The sequence below is a fragment of the Paenibacillus sp. FSL R7-0313 genome (assembly GCF_037969885.1).
In the GTDB taxonomy this organism is placed as follows: domain Bacteria; phylum Bacillota; class Bacilli; order Paenibacillales; family Paenibacillaceae; genus Paenibacillus.
Genome location: NZ_CP150219.1, coordinates 48261 through 65305, shown reverse-complemented (window position 1 = coordinate 65305; position 17045 = coordinate 48261). Strand labels below are relative to the sequence as shown.

General features: G+C 44.1%; 15 protein-coding genes. 10 read left to right on the top strand and 5 right to left on the bottom strand.

The window, feature by feature from the left end; genetic code table 11:
• Window positions 1-394 precede the first annotated feature (394 nt).
• The 5 genes from NSQ38_RS00235 (at window position 395) to NSQ38_RS00215 (ending at window position 6565) form a co-directional block, all read left to right on the top strand.
• A complete protein-coding gene (locus NSQ38_RS00235; protein WP_339786071.1) occupies window positions 395-1450 on the top strand; it encodes a hypothetical protein in 1056 nt (351 codons plus the stop codon).
• A gap of 503 nt (window positions 1451-1953) precedes the next feature.
• Window positions 1954-3132: an alanyl-tRNA editing protein gene (locus NSQ38_RS00230; RefSeq protein WP_339786068.1), complete on the top strand. Its 1179-nt coding sequence runs from the start codon at window positions 1954-1956 to the stop codon at window positions 3130-3132.
• Between the two features lie 200 nt (window positions 3133-3332).
• The gene (locus tag NSQ38_RS00225; protein ID WP_133386488.1) at window positions 3333-3884 is read left to right on the top strand and encodes a MarR family transcriptional regulator; all 552 of its coding nucleotides are present in this window, start codon (window positions 3333-3335) and stop codon (window positions 3882-3884) included.
• Window positions 3885-4001: 117 nt separating this feature from the next.
• Window positions 4002-5174 (top strand): MFS transporter, encoded by a 1173-nt coding sequence (locus NSQ38_RS00220; RefSeq protein ID WP_339786066.1) that lies wholly within the window; start codon window positions 4002-4004, stop codon window positions 5172-5174.
• An 86-nt stretch (window positions 5175-5260) separates the two neighbouring features.
• Complete coding sequence (locus tag NSQ38_RS00215) at window positions 5261-6565, top strand: DUF1963 domain-containing protein (RefSeq protein ID WP_339786064.1); 1305 nt, start codon at window positions 5261-5263, stop codon at window positions 6563-6565.
• A gap of 607 nt (window positions 6566-7172) precedes the next feature.
• Here the strand turns inward: NSQ38_RS00215 and NSQ38_RS00210 are convergent.
• Together NSQ38_RS00210 and NSQ38_RS00205 are read right to left on the bottom strand one after the other, a co-directional pair.
• Window positions 7173-7520, bottom strand: a complete 348-nt coding sequence (locus NSQ38_RS00210; RefSeq protein WP_339786061.1) for a DUF1801 domain-containing protein — start codon at window positions 7518-7520, stop codon at window positions 7173-7175.
• Complete coding sequence (locus NSQ38_RS00205; protein WP_339786059.1) at window positions 7517-8092, bottom strand: GNAT family protein; 576 nt, start codon at window positions 8090-8092, stop codon at window positions 7517-7519. Before NSQ38_RS00205 ends, NSQ38_RS00210 begins: the two co-directional genes overlap by 4 nt.
• Before the next feature lie 255 nt (window positions 8093-8347).
• On the opposite strand from NSQ38_RS00205, the gene NSQ38_RS00200 reads away from it, so the two are divergent.
• The 4 genes from NSQ38_RS00200 (at window position 8348) to NSQ38_RS00185 (ending at window position 12801) form a co-directional block, all read left to right on the top strand.
• The gene (locus NSQ38_RS00200; RefSeq protein WP_338591164.1) at window positions 8348-8803 is read left to right on the top strand and encodes a GNAT family N-acetyltransferase; all 456 of its coding nucleotides are present in this window, start codon (window positions 8348-8350) and stop codon (window positions 8801-8803) included.
• Between the two features lie 166 nt (window positions 8804-8969).
• Window positions 8970-9251 (top strand): hypothetical protein, encoded by a 282-nt coding sequence (locus NSQ38_RS00195; RefSeq protein ID WP_339786056.1) that lies wholly within the window; start codon window positions 8970-8972, stop codon window positions 9249-9251.
• Between the two features lie 137 nt (window positions 9252-9388).
• On the top strand, window positions 9389-10741 hold the full coding sequence (locus NSQ38_RS00190) for an amino acid permease (RefSeq protein ID WP_339786054.1): 1353 nt from the start codon (window positions 9389-9391) through the stop codon (window positions 10739-10741).
• A gap of 305 nt (window positions 10742-11046) precedes the next feature.
• A complete protein-coding gene (locus NSQ38_RS00185; protein ID WP_339786051.1) occupies window positions 11047-12801 on the top strand; it encodes a HAMP domain-containing methyl-accepting chemotaxis protein in 1755 nt (584 codons plus the stop codon).
• Window positions 12802-12915: 114 nt separating this feature from the next.
• Here the strand turns inward: NSQ38_RS00185 and NSQ38_RS00180 are convergent, their stop codons facing one another.
• Window positions 12916-13869 carry a LysR family transcriptional regulator gene (locus NSQ38_RS00180; protein ID WP_339786048.1) on the bottom strand — a complete coding sequence of 318 codons (954 nt, stop codon included), beginning with the start codon at window positions 13867-13869 and terminating at the stop codon, window positions 12916-12918.
• Window positions 13870-14159: 290 nt separating this feature from the next.
• Between NSQ38_RS00180 and NSQ38_RS00175 the strand changes: the two genes are divergently transcribed.
• On the top strand, window positions 14160-15203 hold the full coding sequence (locus NSQ38_RS00175) for a 2,3-butanediol dehydrogenase (protein ID WP_310337782.1): 1044 nt from the start codon (window positions 14160-14162) through the stop codon (window positions 15201-15203).
• A 135-nt stretch (window positions 15204-15338) separates the two neighbouring features.
• Here NSQ38_RS00175 and NSQ38_RS00170 read toward each other — a convergent pair whose 3' ends face one another.
• Together NSQ38_RS00170 and NSQ38_RS00165 are read right to left on the bottom strand one after the other, a co-directional pair.
• The gene (locus NSQ38_RS00170) at window positions 15339-15851 is read right to left on the bottom strand and encodes a GNAT family N-acetyltransferase (RefSeq protein ID WP_339786045.1); all 513 of its coding nucleotides are present in this window, start codon (window positions 15849-15851) and stop codon (window positions 15339-15341) included.
• 129 nt (window positions 15852-15980) lie between these two features.
• Window positions 15981-16745, bottom strand: coding sequence for an AraC family transcriptional regulator (locus NSQ38_RS00165; RefSeq protein WP_339786042.1), 765 nt, complete (start codon window positions 16743-16745; stop codon window positions 15981-15983).
• Window positions 16746-17045: the final 300 nt, after the last annotated feature.

Genomic DNA, 17045 nt, shown 5'->3' with positions numbered 1-17045 from the left:
ACTGCATTTTGTTGTATTTGATTTGTTTATTTGAGATACATAATAACTTACTGAAGACAGCTGATCTTATTATTCAAGTTATGGAACCTGATTCTGAACAAACAATTGTCAACGTAAATACACTTATCGAAAACTTCTATAATAAACTCTATATGGAAATTACAGGTGAAAATTCATATACTTATAGGAGTAAGGAGTCTGCACAAGCGATCAGATTTCTCACAAGCGTATCTGGCGGAAGAATCTTAGAATGCTTATACGGAGTGCATGGATGTAGACTATAGTGAAAAATTTAATGTTCTGCCTGCAAGCACTTGTAGTGGAGGAGTTCTATAACGATTCAAGGATCTCTATGAATGTTATGCTTTTGAAAAATAATACGGAGGTAGAAGTTATGAGTGATATAAAACTGCCAATGATAAGACCTTCTGTGCATGGCTACCTATGTAATGCCTATCCACTCTCAATTGTAATGCAGCATAAACAATCTGAAGATTGGTTTTACAGTAATTATATTCAACTAATTTGTGCTGGGAACTTTCCAGAAGGGAAATTCTTTTCGTTTTATACATCTAACTTGCCTTGGTATGATTTCTTTATGAGTTGTCCTCTCATTACTTATCAAAAGATCAATCAACGCTTCTTGGAAAAATATATGGGGGGGATCATCAGCTTTATTTGTGATTCTATTGATCAAAATCAATATATTCATTTGTATGTGGATGAAAGTTATATTGCCCATAAAAAGGCGTATAAAAAATATGCTTTGCCCCATGAAATGTTAATTTTCGGCTATAACAAAGAGACATTAGAATTTTATGTATCAGGCTATGATTCAAATGTTATATTCGGAGAATATGAGGTAGGCTTTGAAGAGTTACTGGTAGCTTTTAACAATTGTGATAAAACTAAAAATAGAGAATATGTATCTTTATTATCTTATAACGAAGAGCATAACTATCACTTTGATCTAAAATTAATTATTAGATCTTTGAAGGAGCTTAGATTCAGTCTCAATTCATCTTATCATTATCGTTCTATGAGCACTCCTTCTGGTTGGATCTTTGGATTATCTATCTATGATCATATTATTGAATATTTAAGTAATCAAGTTAGTACATTAAGGGAAAAGATTGATATTCGAATCTTTCATACATTGTGGGAGCATAAGCTTGTGATGTTGAATAGATTAAATTATTTGAAAGAACATCATTATTTGGACGATGCTGACGAGCTTATAAAAATATATTCAGAAATTGAATCGGATTCAAAAATTTTAAGAAATTTGGCTATAATATATAACAAAAATGAAAACTCCACTACTGTAACTTCTATAATGGAAAAAATGAAAAAAATCAAAAATCTAGAAGAGAATGCATTAAGCGACTTAATTTCAAAGTTGGAAAGTGTGGAGATCAATGAAAAGCTCCTGAGTCATTATTATCTATAATGTATAAAGGTATGAGTTATAGGGATCTGTGACGCGTATTTAGTACAGCCAAAGGCCTTTAAAAAGTTGTCTGATTTAATGTTGGCAATCCACAGATAGCAATTTATTAGCTACATCTAAAGGGGGGAAGCCAGAGAAAGCGGACTTAGCTCCCCTTCGCATCAACTAATAAGCCTCCAATTTCCTTCCGAATGTCTTGTTCTCTGCACGCTTGAATCACCGATACATAACCATGTTTAATAAACAGATTATAGCCCGTTTCCAACCCTAAAACTGCACTTCCTTTGATCTAAAGAGGATTTCAGACAATGGATAGAACAAAGCTCAGCATGCTGAGTAGGCGTTTGAGCTCTATCACACTGTTACTCTAGTGCTATTGGCTTGATAATGTAAAATAGTGTAAGCTTGAGAGCGGATATAAGGATACTCTTGAAGTGTAATGCTACATGTCAAACGGCGACAGAATTGGTATCTATATGAACGAGAAGGGATCGGGATCATCAATGACGCAAAAAATCTATTATGACTCTGCTTATACAAGAGAGTGGCATACAACAATTACAGGCAAAGTGGACAAGGAAGACGGCGTATATGTCACGCTGGCGGAGACTGCTTTTTACCCGCATGGGGGCGGACAACCTTGTGATCTGGGGCAAATTGGCGGCATTGCTGTTCTGGATGTGAACATCGAAGATGGCGAGGTGTGGCATAAGCTGGAACGCACCCCTGAACAGAACGAGGTACATTGTGAGCTGGATTGGGAGCGAAGATTCGATCATATGCAGCAGCATACGGGTCAGCATTTGTTATCGGCAATCACTCTGAAGCTGGCTGAAGCGATGACGCTCAGTTTCCATCTTGGAACGGAGTATGACACGATTGATGTGGCTGCGCCTGAGCTGGGCGCGAATCAATTGACCGCGATTGAACAAGAAGTGAATCGTCAGATCTATCGTAACGCTCGTATCAACACTTCTTGGGTTACAGCAGCAGAGGCCGCACAATTGCCACTGGTGAAGCAACCTACGGTAACGGAGGACATTCGCATCGTCGAGATCGAGGGTGTGGAGTATAACGCCTGCGGTGGAACGCATGTGTCGGCGACAGGTGAGATCGGCATCATCAAACTGTTGAAAATCGAAAAAGTGAAGGGTGGCACCCGCATTTATTTCAAATGTGGAACAAGAGCTCTGAATGAATTCACATCCACACAAAACGTGCTCAACAGCATCATGGTTAAATTAAAGACCAGCAAGGACGAATTGTTGGAGCGCATTGAGAAAATGGAACTGGAGCAAAAACAGCTACAAACTGAGCTTAATGCAGTAAAAACAACCAATGATGCCTATTATGCGGAGGAACTTCTTGCTGCTCGGCAGGGGCTGGTGATTGCTCAGGTCTTTGAAAACAAATCGCTCAAGGATATGCAGAGCCTGGCTACCAAGCTAACGGCAGACCATGAGGGGCTTGTACTCTTTGCCAGTATCTCAGAGGCCAAAGTTGTTTTGGCACAGAACGGACAACCGCCCGAATGGGCTTGTGGACCTTTCTTCAAAGGCAATCTTGGAGCCTACAATGGCAAAGGTGGCGGCAGTGAAAAGATAGCTCAGGCAGGCTTTGCCAGCAGTGAAGATGCGCTTGCTTTTTACGAATTCACCAAGGACCAGTTGGGACATCACTGATGTACAACTTCTCGGCTAGAGATAGCGAATGTTTGCAAATTTAAATTCAAGTACGTCACGATGTGGCGTGCTTTTTTTGCAGTGGATAGATGTGTTTTTATGAACTGATCTATTTTGAACTTGTAAATTCTCGTAATTTGAGATAAAATCACATTTAGTTAGATAATCTAATTATATAACGAGTATTGGCGGAGGTCACGATGAAAGGAAAAAATAACAGGGAACATACAACAGAACCACTCCCTAAGTTGGGGCCTGAACCCTATGTAGAACTGATGCAAAAGACGGCAACGAAAGGTACGGATCAAAAGTTAGCCTATATAGGTTTGCTCTCACTTTGGTTTGGCGATAACATACTGGATGTCATGGATCTGAATCTGGATCAGTATGATATTACCGAGAGCAAGTTTGATCTGTTACTACTCTTAACCCTGCATGAGGGGAACACGCAAGTGACGCCATCGACATTGGCAGAACGTCTCGGTATTCGCAGGGCATCTGTCACAGCATTGCTGGATTGGTTGGAAAAAAGGAACTGGATTATTCGGGAATCAAGTGCCCGGGATCGTCGTAGTGTTCATGTACGCATCTCACCAGAAGGTAGGGACTTGGTAGAAAAAGTGTTACCTTCGTTCTGGTCCACCTGTGAATCCCTCGTGGAGGACCTGGAGCCGGATGAAAGGGACGTATTGGAGAAGGTTTTATTAAAATTAAATACAAACATAGAGAAGAGGCTGGGTATGGGGAGATAAATTTTTTTTGGATATATAATTAGATTATCTAACTAAAATGATTGATACTAAAGTTTATAGAGGTGTACGATGTCGAAATTAATGCAAACTGGAGCTATCTCCAGAAATTATCTCATCATGACTATTATTTTATGTTGGTCTGGTCTGGTCGTCATGTCCAGTCTATATGTTACAGTTCCGCTCATCCCCGTGTTTGCTGATCAATTTGGAATAACACCAACCCAGGCTTCGGGCGCGGGCAGTATATTTTCGCTAGGGTTTGCAGTAGGGTGTTTAATGTATGGCGCGATATCTGAGAAGTATGGATGTAAAAGAGTGATTTTGATCGGCATGCTCATATTATCGTTCGTTTCATTCATGCTGGGTCTGGTACATTCTTTTGCCTGGATTATTGTGTTGAGGGGAATACAGGGGGCAGCTGCGGCCACTTTTTCTCCGGTTGCATTGGCGTATGCTGTGGAGATGTATCCGGCGAATCGTAGAGTGACGGCGATCGGATTCATCAGTACCGGATTTCTGGTAGCTGGCATTGTAGGCCAAATCATTAGCAGCATAATAAGTCAGCAATACGGGTGGAGCACACTATTTGTTTTGCTGGCTGTTGTGTACTTGATTACTTCATTGGTAGTCTGGTTACTGTTGCCGCGAGATGAGATCAAACGAGGAAAAGACACTTCGATCTGGGAATCTCTTCTACAGATCGGCACTGTACTGAAACAGCCCAAATTACGGTTGAGCTACGTGGTGGCTCTGGTTCTGCTGATGTCCTTTGTCAGCATGTATAGTGTCCTTGGTAGTTATTTGAGCGGGCCTGAATTTGGATTAAGTGCGCAGCAGATTTTGTACGTTCGTGCAGCAGGTATACTGGGCATGCTTGTTTCGCCTTTTGCAGGGAAATTAACTCAGCGACTCGGTGTACGTTCGGTTCTACGATTAGGACTTACAATGGCGGTGGTTGGACTCGCATGTATGGGCTTCTTCACCGACTTATCTTTGCTTATCCTAATGAGTTTACTTTTTGTGACCGGGATCGCTGTGTCGGTTCCTTCTTTGGTAGCTTTGGTGGGTGAGCTTGGAGGTAAGTCACGGGGAATTGCGGTTTCAGTGTATACGTTTATTCTGTTTGCCGGTACAAGTATTGCACCAATCCTCTCCATTCAATTCATGCGAAGCGGCAGTTATCTGCTCACGTTTCTGATGCTTGCTTTTGTCTTGGTAATCGGGCTGACGGCAGCCTGTTTTATAGGGAAAGGGACGACGGAAGCAACTCAGGAACGGATAACATCCTAATTGACTATCCGTTCTCTAAATGGAGGCCAATTCCTACTATGATATACTCCAATGATAGCCACTACATGCAGAGGGGGTACCTATAGATGACAGAACGAATTCCGTGTATACGGGAGGGGTGTGCAAATACCATTTTACCAGCAACGGCTGCGAGAACAGGTGGTTATTGCATGCCTTGCAAGCAGGAGATGGAACGCGAGGAGCGCCAGAGATACATTGAAGCGAATCGACGTGACGTGAACTTGTATGCAGGTATCACAGACCCGGTCGAAGTTTTGAAAGTCATGCACAAACCTCAGGTTCGCGATCCACTAATTCGTTATACACCCTATGAACAATCCGAGGAACAAGTATATCTATCCTTGTCTGTAGAGCAACAAGATCAGATGAAGGATTACGCGATGCAACGGATTCGTACAGGTGATGAAGATACGGGCAAAGACGTTCTGGTATATCTGGTCTGCTACCATGATATATCGTTGACTGAGGAAATTCCTGAGCTGCTGGAACAGGAGATCTATTATCCTGCCATTTTGTATAAAAGTGCCTCGGGGGAGGTTCGTGATCGTCTCTTGCAGCAGGTGAACACCGATGATGAAAATCGGAATCACATATTGCTCATGCTGGCCCATATCGGGGATGATGTTGTCGTGCAGCAGTTCCGACAATGGAGACAGTCTCCGCCATCTTGGGAGAGTGATTTGTACGTGGCACCTGAGCATTACACCACTGAAGCTGGTTGGGAGCTTACAAAAGACGGGCAGCGCAGAGAATTATTCACCACCCCAAGTTATTCACTCTATAAAGTAAAAGAGAATGAAGGGCCTAACGTGGAGTCAACCGGAAATTCACTCTCGATGCTGACCTCAAGCACCAATTGCTGTCCATGGTGTGGCAATGCGTTAACCACCTTAATTAGTCTGGATGTTACGCATCCCGCTTTGAAAGACGTGTCTTGGTATGCCCAGCGACTTCAGTTACAGACTTGCGTGATATGCAGCAGTTACGGTGTGGTTTACATGGAGCTGGACGCAGCAGGGGAACCGTTATGGAGTTCACATAATGTCATGCCTGCGGGAATGGACGAGATTGACCTGGACGACTATGGTAAACTTGCACCGGATGTTGGCCGGCAGTTTCGGATTGCGAATGCATCGCGTCATGCATTCCATGCCAGTGAGTGGGCGATGGAGCCATCGCTATCTCAGTTCGGCGGCCATCCAGGATGGGTTCAAGATGCGGAGTACTCACCATGTCCACGCTGTTCCGCAAAAATGAAGGCTATCGCACAACTGGATTGGGGCGAGGTTGAGGAATATGGTGAGGGTATGTATTATATGTTCATATGTGAGCCGTGTCAGATGACCGCCGTATCATACCAGCAATCTTGATGGTGGAAGCGAGTATAAAACATTATAAGAAATTTTAAGCAGTTATCTTAACTATAATATTAAAGGACCGTTTAGGTTGTTATAACAGTAGTAGACAGACTATAACAAAGGGGCATCCCGAAGTTCTTGGAACTTCATGGGATGCCCCTTTGCCCTGCGCAGGATGGATGTGAGATATTTTTGCTACAGCCAGTCGTTTATGCTATTTATTTAGCCGCCAGAGTGAGAATGGGTTGTTTTTTCTACGTGCAGAGGCCGCTTGTCGTACTCACACAGTCTAACGAACCTAGCACGTCTTATTGGGCGATTTTGAAGCAGTATAGAATTCTAACGAATCGTAGCCACGTTATTGCTTCTAATAGCAAGGATTTTTGAAGCAAATCGAAGTTTTTTTCTGTCATAAGACTGCTGAGATTCGTTAGAATTTCATATGCTTGTAAAACTGCGACATAAGGTGTGTCCGATTCGTTAGCGCTTGCCACAAACCTAACCCTAACCCTAAACTCACCCCATACATACCACCCGCACATTACGGCCCACACCATACGTTCGGCACATTACTACCTAAGTTACTACTGGGGCGTATGTGCCTCTTCACTACATCCGTCTACAAGTCCGCAGATGCCTGCTTTAACAAACCAGCCAACCATTCATAATCCGGCGTATCTTTTTCCTTGAGTTTGATCGTTTTGCGTTCTTCCGGGCCTTCAAATATCCCATCGGGTAGATCAAGTCCGGATGCATGGAAGATGGTGAAAGACACGGCCTGTTTGGATGGCGAGATGACCGCAGCATACTTTCCATTTTTCAAAAAATGAGGTTTCTTGTATTGCACGCGTTCTTCTACATCAGGGATGGTATCATGCACTAACTCGCGCAATTGTTCAGAGACTTGTATTTGCCAGGGGATCTGAATCTGTTCAATAAACGCAGTAACTTCTGCATTCTTGGTCATACTTGTTTACCCTCCGTATGGATCTGATTGTGTGTTTCCCATTCTGGTCTTAGGATTCCCATCATCAAGCGGTCATAACGCTTACCATCACGAAATACAGCTGAGCGTGCCCGACCTTCCAATTGAAAACCAACCTTCTCATAGGAACGGATTGCTTTGGCATTGTAGGCGATGACATCGAGACCAACTCGGTCCAGATTCATCTCATGGAATGCATATCGTAAAATAAGATTCAACGCTTCCGTGCCATATCCCTTGTTGCGATGCTTGGCAAGTCCGATGCCAATGGCAAGCTGTCCGCAACGGTTGTTCCATTCAATGCCATGAATGACGACAAAACCAATCAGCATATCCTCTTCACGCGTGCGAAGTCTGAAGTAAACTTCTTTGTTCTTCGTTTCGCCCTCATCTTCCAACTGTTTCTCTGAATAGGGAATGGCCAGATCAGTATCCACATTCCGAAGGTACTCCGGGTCTTCGTTCCATTGCAGCATGGTCTGTACGTCTTCAGAGCGTGGTGGCGTCATCTTTAATCGTTTGCTATAAAACAGGTTGTCCGTTGTTAGTGTCATAGGGGTCTCCTTTAAATTAAGTTAAGCTTGCTTCACCTTAGTTCCACGTTTAACTCTATGTATATTTCGCAATAGACCTCGCCCCTTTGGCATCTGATAGCCTCATCATACTGGAAATTACAGGTGAATCACAATAGCGTATTTTAGTGGATAAAAGTAAACTCTTGTCATAAAACCTGACACGGTAGTAAGATGAAATGATTGATATACATTCAGTGATAGAACCAATAAAAATGTCGGCGGGAGTGGTACGTTTTGGAGATTAAAGTGGATGATTTGAGTGGAGTACAGGTTAAGGCATTAATCGCTGAGCACTTGCAAGGGATGGCAGCCGATTCGCCTCCAGAGAGTATTCATGCGTTGAATCTGGATGGACTCAAGAAGCCCGAAATTACATTCTGGTGTGCTTGGGAAGGAGACGACTTGCTCGGCTGCGGGGCCATCAAAGAACTTGATCCAGAGCATGCAGAGTTGAAATCGATGCGTACCGCTTCGGCTCATCTGAGAAAAGGCGTAGCGAGAAAAATTTTGGCTCATATTATGGACGTTGCAGTAGATCGTGGTTATAAGCGAATCAGTCTGGAGACGGGCTCGATGGATTCGTTTATCCCGGCACGGAAGCTGTACGAAGACTTCGGATTCGAATATTGCGAACCATTCGCAGATTATATATTGGACCCGAACAGCACGTTTATGACAAAAACAATCTAAGTGGAATAGAATGAGAAACCAGAATTCTGTTTTTTTACAGGATGCTGGTTTTTTTATTTTGAAACATATCGTACATTTTAAAAGTTGGAAAAAGAGTAGAATAAACTCAATAATACAGCATTAAAGCAACGTGGCCTTGTGACGAAGAATGTGGAGGGAGTCGTGCATGATATATTGGTGGTTCGATCATATGAATCCGCTGTTTGCTGTCTTGGTGTTATGTCCAATAATTGCTGTGGTGCTTGGAGTATGCAGTTATTTTGCCAATTGGTTTAGACTCTTGGGAGCGCTGGTTATATCTTTTATGCTGCCTTTGTTGTATATCGCGAGTGATCTTTCAACAATGGGTAGTAACATAGGGGCTTGGTTTATCTATGGGGCAATGTACAGTTTGCTAACCTGGATTGTACACAGATTGCTCCGTGCCATTGTGGGGTATAAAACATAGGTTATGTTCATAAATGTTTGGGATGAATTGGCCATAAGGAACTTCTGGGCTGATTGATGGACAATAGGGTATACTGGACATTATGTCTATGAAACAAGACAGCATTACAGACGTTTTTTACATCAGGAGGACTTGAATTGGCTCAGACAGAAGGAACACTACAGAAGAAGCTTAAACCAAGACACATCAGTTTTATGGCTATGGGTGGTGTCATTGGAACAGGAATTTTCAAAGGCAGTGCAGAGACGATTGGACTCGCAGGTCCGGGCGTTATTGTCACGTACATTTTTGCCGGATTATTGCTGCTGGTTGTTATGGCCGCGATGGCGGAGATGGCTACGGTGTACAAGAACAAAAATATGAAAGACTTCGTGCAGGAAGCATTTGGTAGCCGAGTATCCTTTGTTATGGGATGGATGTATTGCTTTCTATGGTTATCGGTATGTGTCATTGAGGTGATTGCTGCCGGGAGCTTTTTGCAGTATTGGTTCACAGAAGTACCGCTGTGGATGCTGAGTCTGGCTTGTGCGGCGTTCATTATACTGGTTAATCTGCTCAGTGTAGGTGTGTTCGGGGAATTTGAGTTTTGGCTGGCCGGGATCAAAATTGCCATGATCATTATTTTTATCTTCCTGGGTGCAGGGTTGATCTTTGGCATTATCCCAAGTGACAACACGCCATATCTGCAAAATTACACGCAAGCGGGAGGGTTCTTCCCGAACGGTTGGTCATCGATCTTCTCGGCACTGCTTGTGGTCATGTTCTCTTATGGGGGATCGGAGCTGATTGGTCTGACCCTGACCGAGACGGAAAATGCAGAAAAAGTGATGCCCAAAATCGTGGGCAATTTCATGCTCAGAATTATTCTGTTCTTCACCTTGCCGATTCTCATCATCTGTGGTCTTATCCCGTGGAATGAGATTGGGCCGGAAAGCAGTCCGTTTGTACAAGTGCTTGCCTCCACGGGACTGCCGGGAGCAGCACACATAATGAACTTTATTTTGGTGACGGCAGTTCTGTCTGCTGCGAATTCAGGGATCTATGGTGCATCCCGGATGATGCACTCCATGGCAGTGGGCGGGGAAGCTCCGAAGGCATTGTCAAAGACAAATCGCAGCGGTAGCCCGGTTAATACCTTGCTGGTATGCGCGGTTGTATTGCTCGGAGGTTCCATGCTTGGCCTGTTCGCACAGGATCAACTGTTCCGTGTATTGCTTGCCGTTCCGGGGTTTGTCGTAATCCTTGTGTGGATCTGTATTGCCTCATCACAGTTGAAATTGCGGAAGAGATATCCGGTTCAACCGACCTTCAAAGTTTGGGGATTCCCTTACATAACCGGAGTCGTGGTACTATGTCTCAGTGTGATTGCGGTGATGTTTGTGTTTGATGAAGGTAATCGGTTCAGTATTAGCATCTGTCTTGCCGTGCTTGCGTTGCTGATAATCTGGTCCCTGATTCGATTCAGGAAGACAAATGGACGAACCGTTTAGTATGGGTGGGTAGTATGCAAGTGTAGAACAAACAACATGACATCTCGGCGCTTGCGCCGGGGTGTTTTTTTGTATCATTTTTCGCTACAGGAAACTGAAACGATTTTTCCGAAATCAAGGCTGAATGTAGTTCCATCCAACAAAGCTACCACGGCCATGATAGCGTTTTTATGTAAACCCAATATTTTCTTGCCTAATTCGACATATTCGTTTACTATTTTCCCATACATAGTGCTTCAAGCATGTGTTTTTTGGGTAGCGCCTAGTCAAAAAGGCTTGGGTTCACGGGAGAGGAAGAGGAGCGGATGATTGGTTTTTTTAGAAAACGTTTGGTTGTGCGCATTGTTGCAGTAGTCACACTGGTCATTACGATTATAGCCGTTGGAAGCATGCTGTTACAGGTGGCCAATATGAAACTAGCTGCGCAGGAGGCCATTTCGAGTTACAACATCCAGATTGCTCAGAGTTATGTGAATCAGCTGGATACAGCATCTTATGCCGAGTTTGCCAAGGACCCCAAGGAGAATGACGAATTCTTGAAGATTCGTGATGAACTGGATGACTTTCGCGTAAGCATTGGTGCAATGTATGTGTATTTCGTCAAAATAGATGACAAAGGTACGCCACTTATTATGGTGGATGGTATGAAGGATGCAGATAAAGCCTCACCGATTAATGAAGTTACGGATGTCCCTCAGGAGGCTGTGCAGAAGCTGTTGCAGGGGCAAACAGCCAGTTCTTCGATTATTAACAATGAGGAGTACGGCGACTATATTTCCTCTTACGCTCCCATGCTGGATAGTAATGGCGCTGTAACAGGTGTAATTGGTATCGATACGGCGGTATCGGTCATCGGAAGCATTGAATCGGATATTATGAAATCGAGTATTCCCTTCTATGCCTTATTGCTACTAATTACACTTATAGGCATTGCTGTTGTCATGTGGTTTATCGTAAGAGGACTGCGACCACTTCAACCGCTGAAGGCGAGTGTGGAAAAAATGGCACAGGGTGAGCTTGCAGAAGCGAATCAAATTTTGACGTCATATCGTTTGCGGAGTGAAGATGAGATTGGAACCACATATCAAGCGATGATACATATGTCCGGTAACTTGAATAAGATTGTGAGTAACATGGTTGAAGGCGTAGCAGTAACCACAGATATTTTATCGGAATCAACGAAGGAATTTAATCGCAGTACCGAAGAGATGCTTGAGATGGGAAAGACGGTTGATCAATCTGTCGAACAGATTAGGCAGGGTGCACATACGCAGAAGCAGGGTGCAAGCGATAGCGCGCATGCGATGGAAGAGATTGCAAAAGGCATAACGGATATTTCCGAATCCTCGATGGTTGTATCGGATGCGGCAACAAGTGCGCTTTCTACGGCGGAGTCTGGTAAACAGAGTATGACACTGATGAAAACACAGATGGAGAGCATCTCAAATGTCTCAAGTGAAGTTGTAGCGATGGTCCAGGTGCTAAACAATTACTCCCAGGAAATTGGTGGTGCCCTGCACACAGTTCGTGATTTTGCGAGTCAGACCAAGCTGCTTGCGCTTAATGCATCCATAGAGGCAGCACATGCAGGAGAACACGGCAAAGGTTTTGCGGTTGTGGCGGATGAAGTTCGGAAGCTTGCTGAGGCCTCAAGCACATCCATGGAACGGATCTCCGACTTGTTGCTTCGTATTCAACAAGAATCACAGCAGATTGGCTCACAGATGGGGGTTACTGCAACCGAGATTGGACAAGGTGTTACAATTACCGCAGAAGCGGAGCAAGCTTTCGCTCATGTAGTTGATGCGTTCCAACTGGTGACCAGCCGCATTCAGGAAGTGTCCGCTGCGGCAGAGGAAATCTCGGCAGGATCGGAAGAGGCTGCAGCCTCCGTCAATACGATCTCGCAGATATCAGCTGGTGTGTCGGATCATTCGGATGAAATCTATCGCTTAATGCGTGAACAATCGGCCATGTTCAATAGGGTGGCGCAGACCTCCACAATGCTGGAGCAGCAGACGAACGAGATGAGTGAAGCCGTACGTAAAGTTAAAGTATAGTTTGAGTAAGGTGTAGTAATAGTAACGCAAGAGGTAGTTAGAAAAGTGTTCCGCTCTTGGAGAAGTTGGTGTTCATCCCAAACTTCCTTCAAAGGGTGGAGCACTTTTTTAGATTTAAACTTTTAAATGATCCAGCTCTATCGCCTGTCTGAAGCGTTGGGCGAATCGTTCCGCGGCTACGGCGCACTCCTTGGATTCTGTCTGCACGAAGCCAATTTGCATTTTCGGTTGATCAATTCCAGCGATCTCGACCATCTTCACCAGACCTTCTTTCCATAATTGATTTTGGTGAAAGGAAAAGTCGTGACCAATCGTGGCGGCAATATCGTTTCTTAATACCATGTTGATCGCTTCAGAGTTATTTGTTTTGAACAGAATGGACAGAGGTCCATGATCATAGGTGAATTCCTTGATGAAGTCTTCGATGAAACCATCTCGATAGAGTGCCAGCTTGTGTTCTTTTAATTGATCAGGTGAAACACGGGGGTGCTTGGCAAGTTCAGACAGGTTATGAGTACCAACTACCAGCTTGCCCGAGTACATGGGACTGAAGTGAAGTCCATCGAATTCCCGCAATTGTTTGGCATAGATCGCGATAAAGCCCAGATGGGTTTTGTTATTGCGAATATCCTCGATAATTTCCATGGACCCTTTCTCTTCAATGGAGATATTAAGTTGCGGGTGCTCACGCTTCATATCCGCAGCAGACTGGACAAGATAGGGCATGACACTTGGAAAAGTAGCCACATGAAGCTCTCCGCTTAGTGAGGAGGCTTCTGCGTTCAGGGATTTCAATTCATCAATCCGCTGTAAAATATCCAGTGCCTTGGCAATGAATTGTTTGCCTTCGGGAGTGGGGTGAGTTCCCTGCCGCGAGCGTTCGAACAGGATGATACCCAATTCTTTCTCCAGACGATGAACCGATTGGCTGATCGCCGATTGTGTGACATGTAGATGTTCCGAGGCGGCGGAGAATGACTGCGTTTTCGCAATTTCAACGACATATTCGAGCTGTTCCAGATTCATAATTTCATCTCCGTTCAGCATTAATACAACTAATGTTAACATTAGTATCTATAAATATGAATAATACATGAACAGCGATATAATATATAGACAAGCGTTATAGTTCTTTACTATATAAGTAGAACCTTTCTTTTACACCAGAAACGCAGAGTGCAGAACCAATCTGAAGAAGCAGAGCGTGCGCCTTTATCACCGGATTTTTCCCTTGGATCAAGGGAATGAAGAAAATCTGGGGATAAGAGCGATCGAAAGATGGTACTGCAATCAGCGTAATTAGGTGTAACATGTCTAGTTCAACTTATATAGACAATCATATAAAGGGGATGAACTTCATGAAAGCAGCAGTATGGTATGCTCATAAAGACGTGCGTGTGGAAGAGCGGGAGGTTCCGGTTGCTCAAGCGGGTCAGGTCAAAATCAAAGTGGAATATGCGGGGATCTGCGGCAGTGACTTGCATGCTTATCATCATGGTGTGGGGATTCAAGAAGGCGAGAATCATCCGCTCTCAGGACAGAAAGCGCCGCTCACATTGGGTCATGAATTTGCAGGAACCGTGAGTGAATTAGGGAGTAATGTAAGCGGTATCAGCGTAGGGGATCGAGTCGTGGTAGAGCCGCTGTACCATTGTGGAAAATGTGAGTACTGTATCCAGGGGCGCTATAACCAATGTACTCAATTTGGATTTGTTGGACTGAATGGTGATGGTGGTTTTGCGGAGTATGTTGTTGTTGAAGCATACATGGTTCATCCCATACCGGATAACGTATCTTTTGAAGAAGGTGCGCTCGTAGAGCCTACGGCAGTAGCCTTTCACGCGGTTCGTCACAGCAAGCTGAAAGTGGGGAACAAAGTAGCCGTATATGGAGCAGGTCCAATTGGATTATTGACCATTCTGTCTGCCAAAGCTGCAGGAGCCTCTGAGATCTATGCAGTTGATGTATTTGAGGAACGTTTGGACTTGGCAGCCAAGCTGGGAGCGATTCCGGTGAACAGTGCCAAAGTCAATGCAACAGAGGTGATCTTGCAACAATCGGGTGGCATTGATGTGGCTTATGAAGCAGCGGGTGTACAACCAACGATGGATAGCGCCATTGCGGTTGTCAAAAAAGGTGGAGAAGTTGTTGTCATCGCAGCCATTCCGAACCCGCTTCAAGTGAACTTCTTCGATCTTCTGGTCAAAGAAGCGAATCTAACGGCAACGCTGGCATATCGCCACATTTTCCCTGAAGTGATTTCATTGATTGCTGAAGGGTCGCTCGATGTGAAACAAGTCATCACCAAGAAAATCAAACTGGACGACATCGTTCAGGAAGGGCTTGAGCTGTTGATGAGCGACAAGAGTCATGCGAAGATTTTGGTGGAGATTGGCGGCTAAAAAAATCAATAGCGATGTATCATTTCAAATGCTGATTGATCATTTATAAACGTAAAACAGACCGTTCATGAAGATGATCGGTCTGTTTTACGTTTCATTCTCTGTTCGCAGATCCCGTGTTGTTGTTACCCTCCACTAGGAATCATAACGGTAGCAGATCGCCTTGCCCCCGCTACTCTCGGAGCTGAATTCCTCATCTTCTGTAAATCCGAAACGCTCATATAAACGGATGGCATTGACCATCTGACCGCCTGTATATAAATACACCGTATTTTTGCCCATTTCTTTGGCAGAATTTACGCATTGCTGGAGCAATACTCTGGCAATCCCGTGACCTCTCCATTTTGGATCAACACCCAGCAGCCGAATAAACGGATAATCGATTGGCAATTCAAAGTTTGGATAAGCCTTGCGTGCTGTTTCGAATAATTGGACTGTACCGACAATCTGATCATCAATCTTTGCGATCCATAATTGTGTCAGGTACGGATTAACCACAGACTCTCGAATATCTTTTAGGTAGGCCTCCCATCGTTCATTTTGCTGAAAAGTCTCCCGATACTCGGCATAACTTGCAACAAGGATATCTACAATCTCTGGATGGTCTGCTTCTGTGGCAGGATGAATCGTAACGGCAGCCGTTGTCATCTTATAATTCCCCTTCTCTTATGGGTTAAGTATGGAATGTAGTTTTCTTGCATTTTACCATAACGGATTCAATCCGATTCATTCAAATTTTCTATAGCTAACTCAGTCATTTCTATAGATCAAAGCATATCAGCGATTGAGCTGTGTGGAATACAGATGATTGCGATATTCGGTTGGCGTATTGCCTTCGTATTGCTTGAACATGCGCAGGAACAGCTTGTAGTCGGAGAAGCCGCACTGTCCGGCAATTTCTTTTACACTGGCATTGGTGTTGAGCAGCAATTGTTTTGCCCGGCGAATACGTTCTGTGAGGATATAGGTTTTGAGCCCGGTACCTTTCTCGCGTTTCACCATTTTGGAGATATAGTCTTTGTTAAAATTAAAATTTTCCGCAATCTGACTCACCGTGATGTTTGTATGCAGATGAATATCCACCCACTTGCAGATATGGTCCACAATTGCATTGTGCGGGCGATAATCCGCCTCTATATTCCGCTCGAGTTCTCTGAACAACAATAACAAAGCAGCGTTGGCTTCCTCCGGTGAGAAGGATGACACATGCAGCAATTGCTTGAATAACTGATTGGCCATGGAAGGTACCTGAATGGTGGCATGTGTCCTAAACCGGTTAAATTCTGCCGACATGGCATCATAGTGCACCCAGTAGAAGCTTGCGGGGGCGTCGCTGATCTGGTAGCCATAGTGGGTGCGGCCAGCGCGCAGAAACAACAGATCGTTGGCGCGAACTACATATTGTTCCTCTTCTTCCGCGATGTACATCTCACCTTCCAGCATCAAAATGATCTCATGCACAGGCATGCTGCGTCTCATGTGGCTCCAGTTGCCTTCGGATATGAACTTGCCGCACAGGTAGTGTTCCAGTGGCTTTTGCATAGGACGGATTTATCCACCTTTTCTTGGATTATGAGTCTGATGTAATTGTATTTTATTTGATAGTATGGGGATATTCAAGCTCTACAGTAGATTGATGAGTATTAGTCATATGGAACAGAACACGGATTTTACCCCTCAAGAATGAATCGATATCTATATAAGTTGAACTAATCATTTACATGATGACGGAGAGGACAGAAAAAACCTGAAAAAGCGAAGCGTTCGCCTTTATCCCTGGATTTTCCCTTGAGAAAGGGGATCAAAAAAATCTGGGGATAACAGTGATTGGAAGGTTGTTCT

Bases quoted from the DNA above. Each gene is read 5' to 3' on its own strand.
- NSQ38_RS00235 (WP_339786071.1), top strand. From the start codon at position 395: ATGAGTGATATAAAACTGCCAATGATAAGACCTTCTGTGCATGGCTAC.
- NSQ38_RS00230 (WP_339786068.1), top strand. From the start codon at position 1,954: ATGACGCAAAAAATCTATTATGACTCTGCTTATACAAGAGAGTGGCAT.
- NSQ38_RS00225 (WP_133386488.1), top strand. From the start codon at position 3,333: ATGAAAGGAAAAAATAACAGGGAACATACAACAGAACCACTCCCTAAG.
- NSQ38_RS00220 (WP_339786066.1), top strand. From the start codon at position 4,002: ATGACTATTATTTTATGTTGGTCTGGTCTGGTCGTCATGTCCAGTCTA.
- NSQ38_RS00215 (WP_339786064.1), top strand. From the start codon at position 5,261: ATGACAGAACGAATTCCGTGTATACGGGAGGGGTGTGCAAATACCATT.
- NSQ38_RS00210 (WP_339786061.1), bottom strand. From the start codon at position 7,520: ATGACCAAGAATGCAGAAGTTACTGCGTTTATTGAACAGATTCAGATC.
- NSQ38_RS00205 (WP_339786059.1), bottom strand. From the start codon at position 8,092: ATGACACTAACAACGGACAACCTGTTTTATAGCAAACGATTAAAGATG.
- NSQ38_RS00195 (WP_339786056.1), top strand. From the start codon at position 8,970: ATGATATATTGGTGGTTCGATCATATGAATCCGCTGTTTGCTGTCTTG.
- NSQ38_RS00185 (WP_339786051.1), top strand. From the start codon at position 11,047: ATGATTGGTTTTTTTAGAAAACGTTTGGTTGTGCGCATTGTTGCAGTA.
- NSQ38_RS00180 (WP_339786048.1), bottom strand. From the start codon at position 13,869: ATGTTAACATTAGTTGTATTAATGCTGAACGGAGATGAAATTATGAAT.
- NSQ38_RS00175 (WP_310337782.1), top strand. From the start codon at position 14,160: ATGAAAGCAGCAGTATGGTATGCTCATAAAGACGTGCGTGTGGAAGAG.
- NSQ38_RS00170 (WP_339786045.1), bottom strand. From the start codon at position 15,851: ATGACAACGGCTGCCGTTACGATTCATCCTGCCACAGAAGCAGACCAT.
- NSQ38_RS00165 (WP_339786042.1), bottom strand. From the start codon at position 16,745: ATGCAAAAGCCACTGGAACACTACCTGTGCGGCAAGTTCATATCCGAA.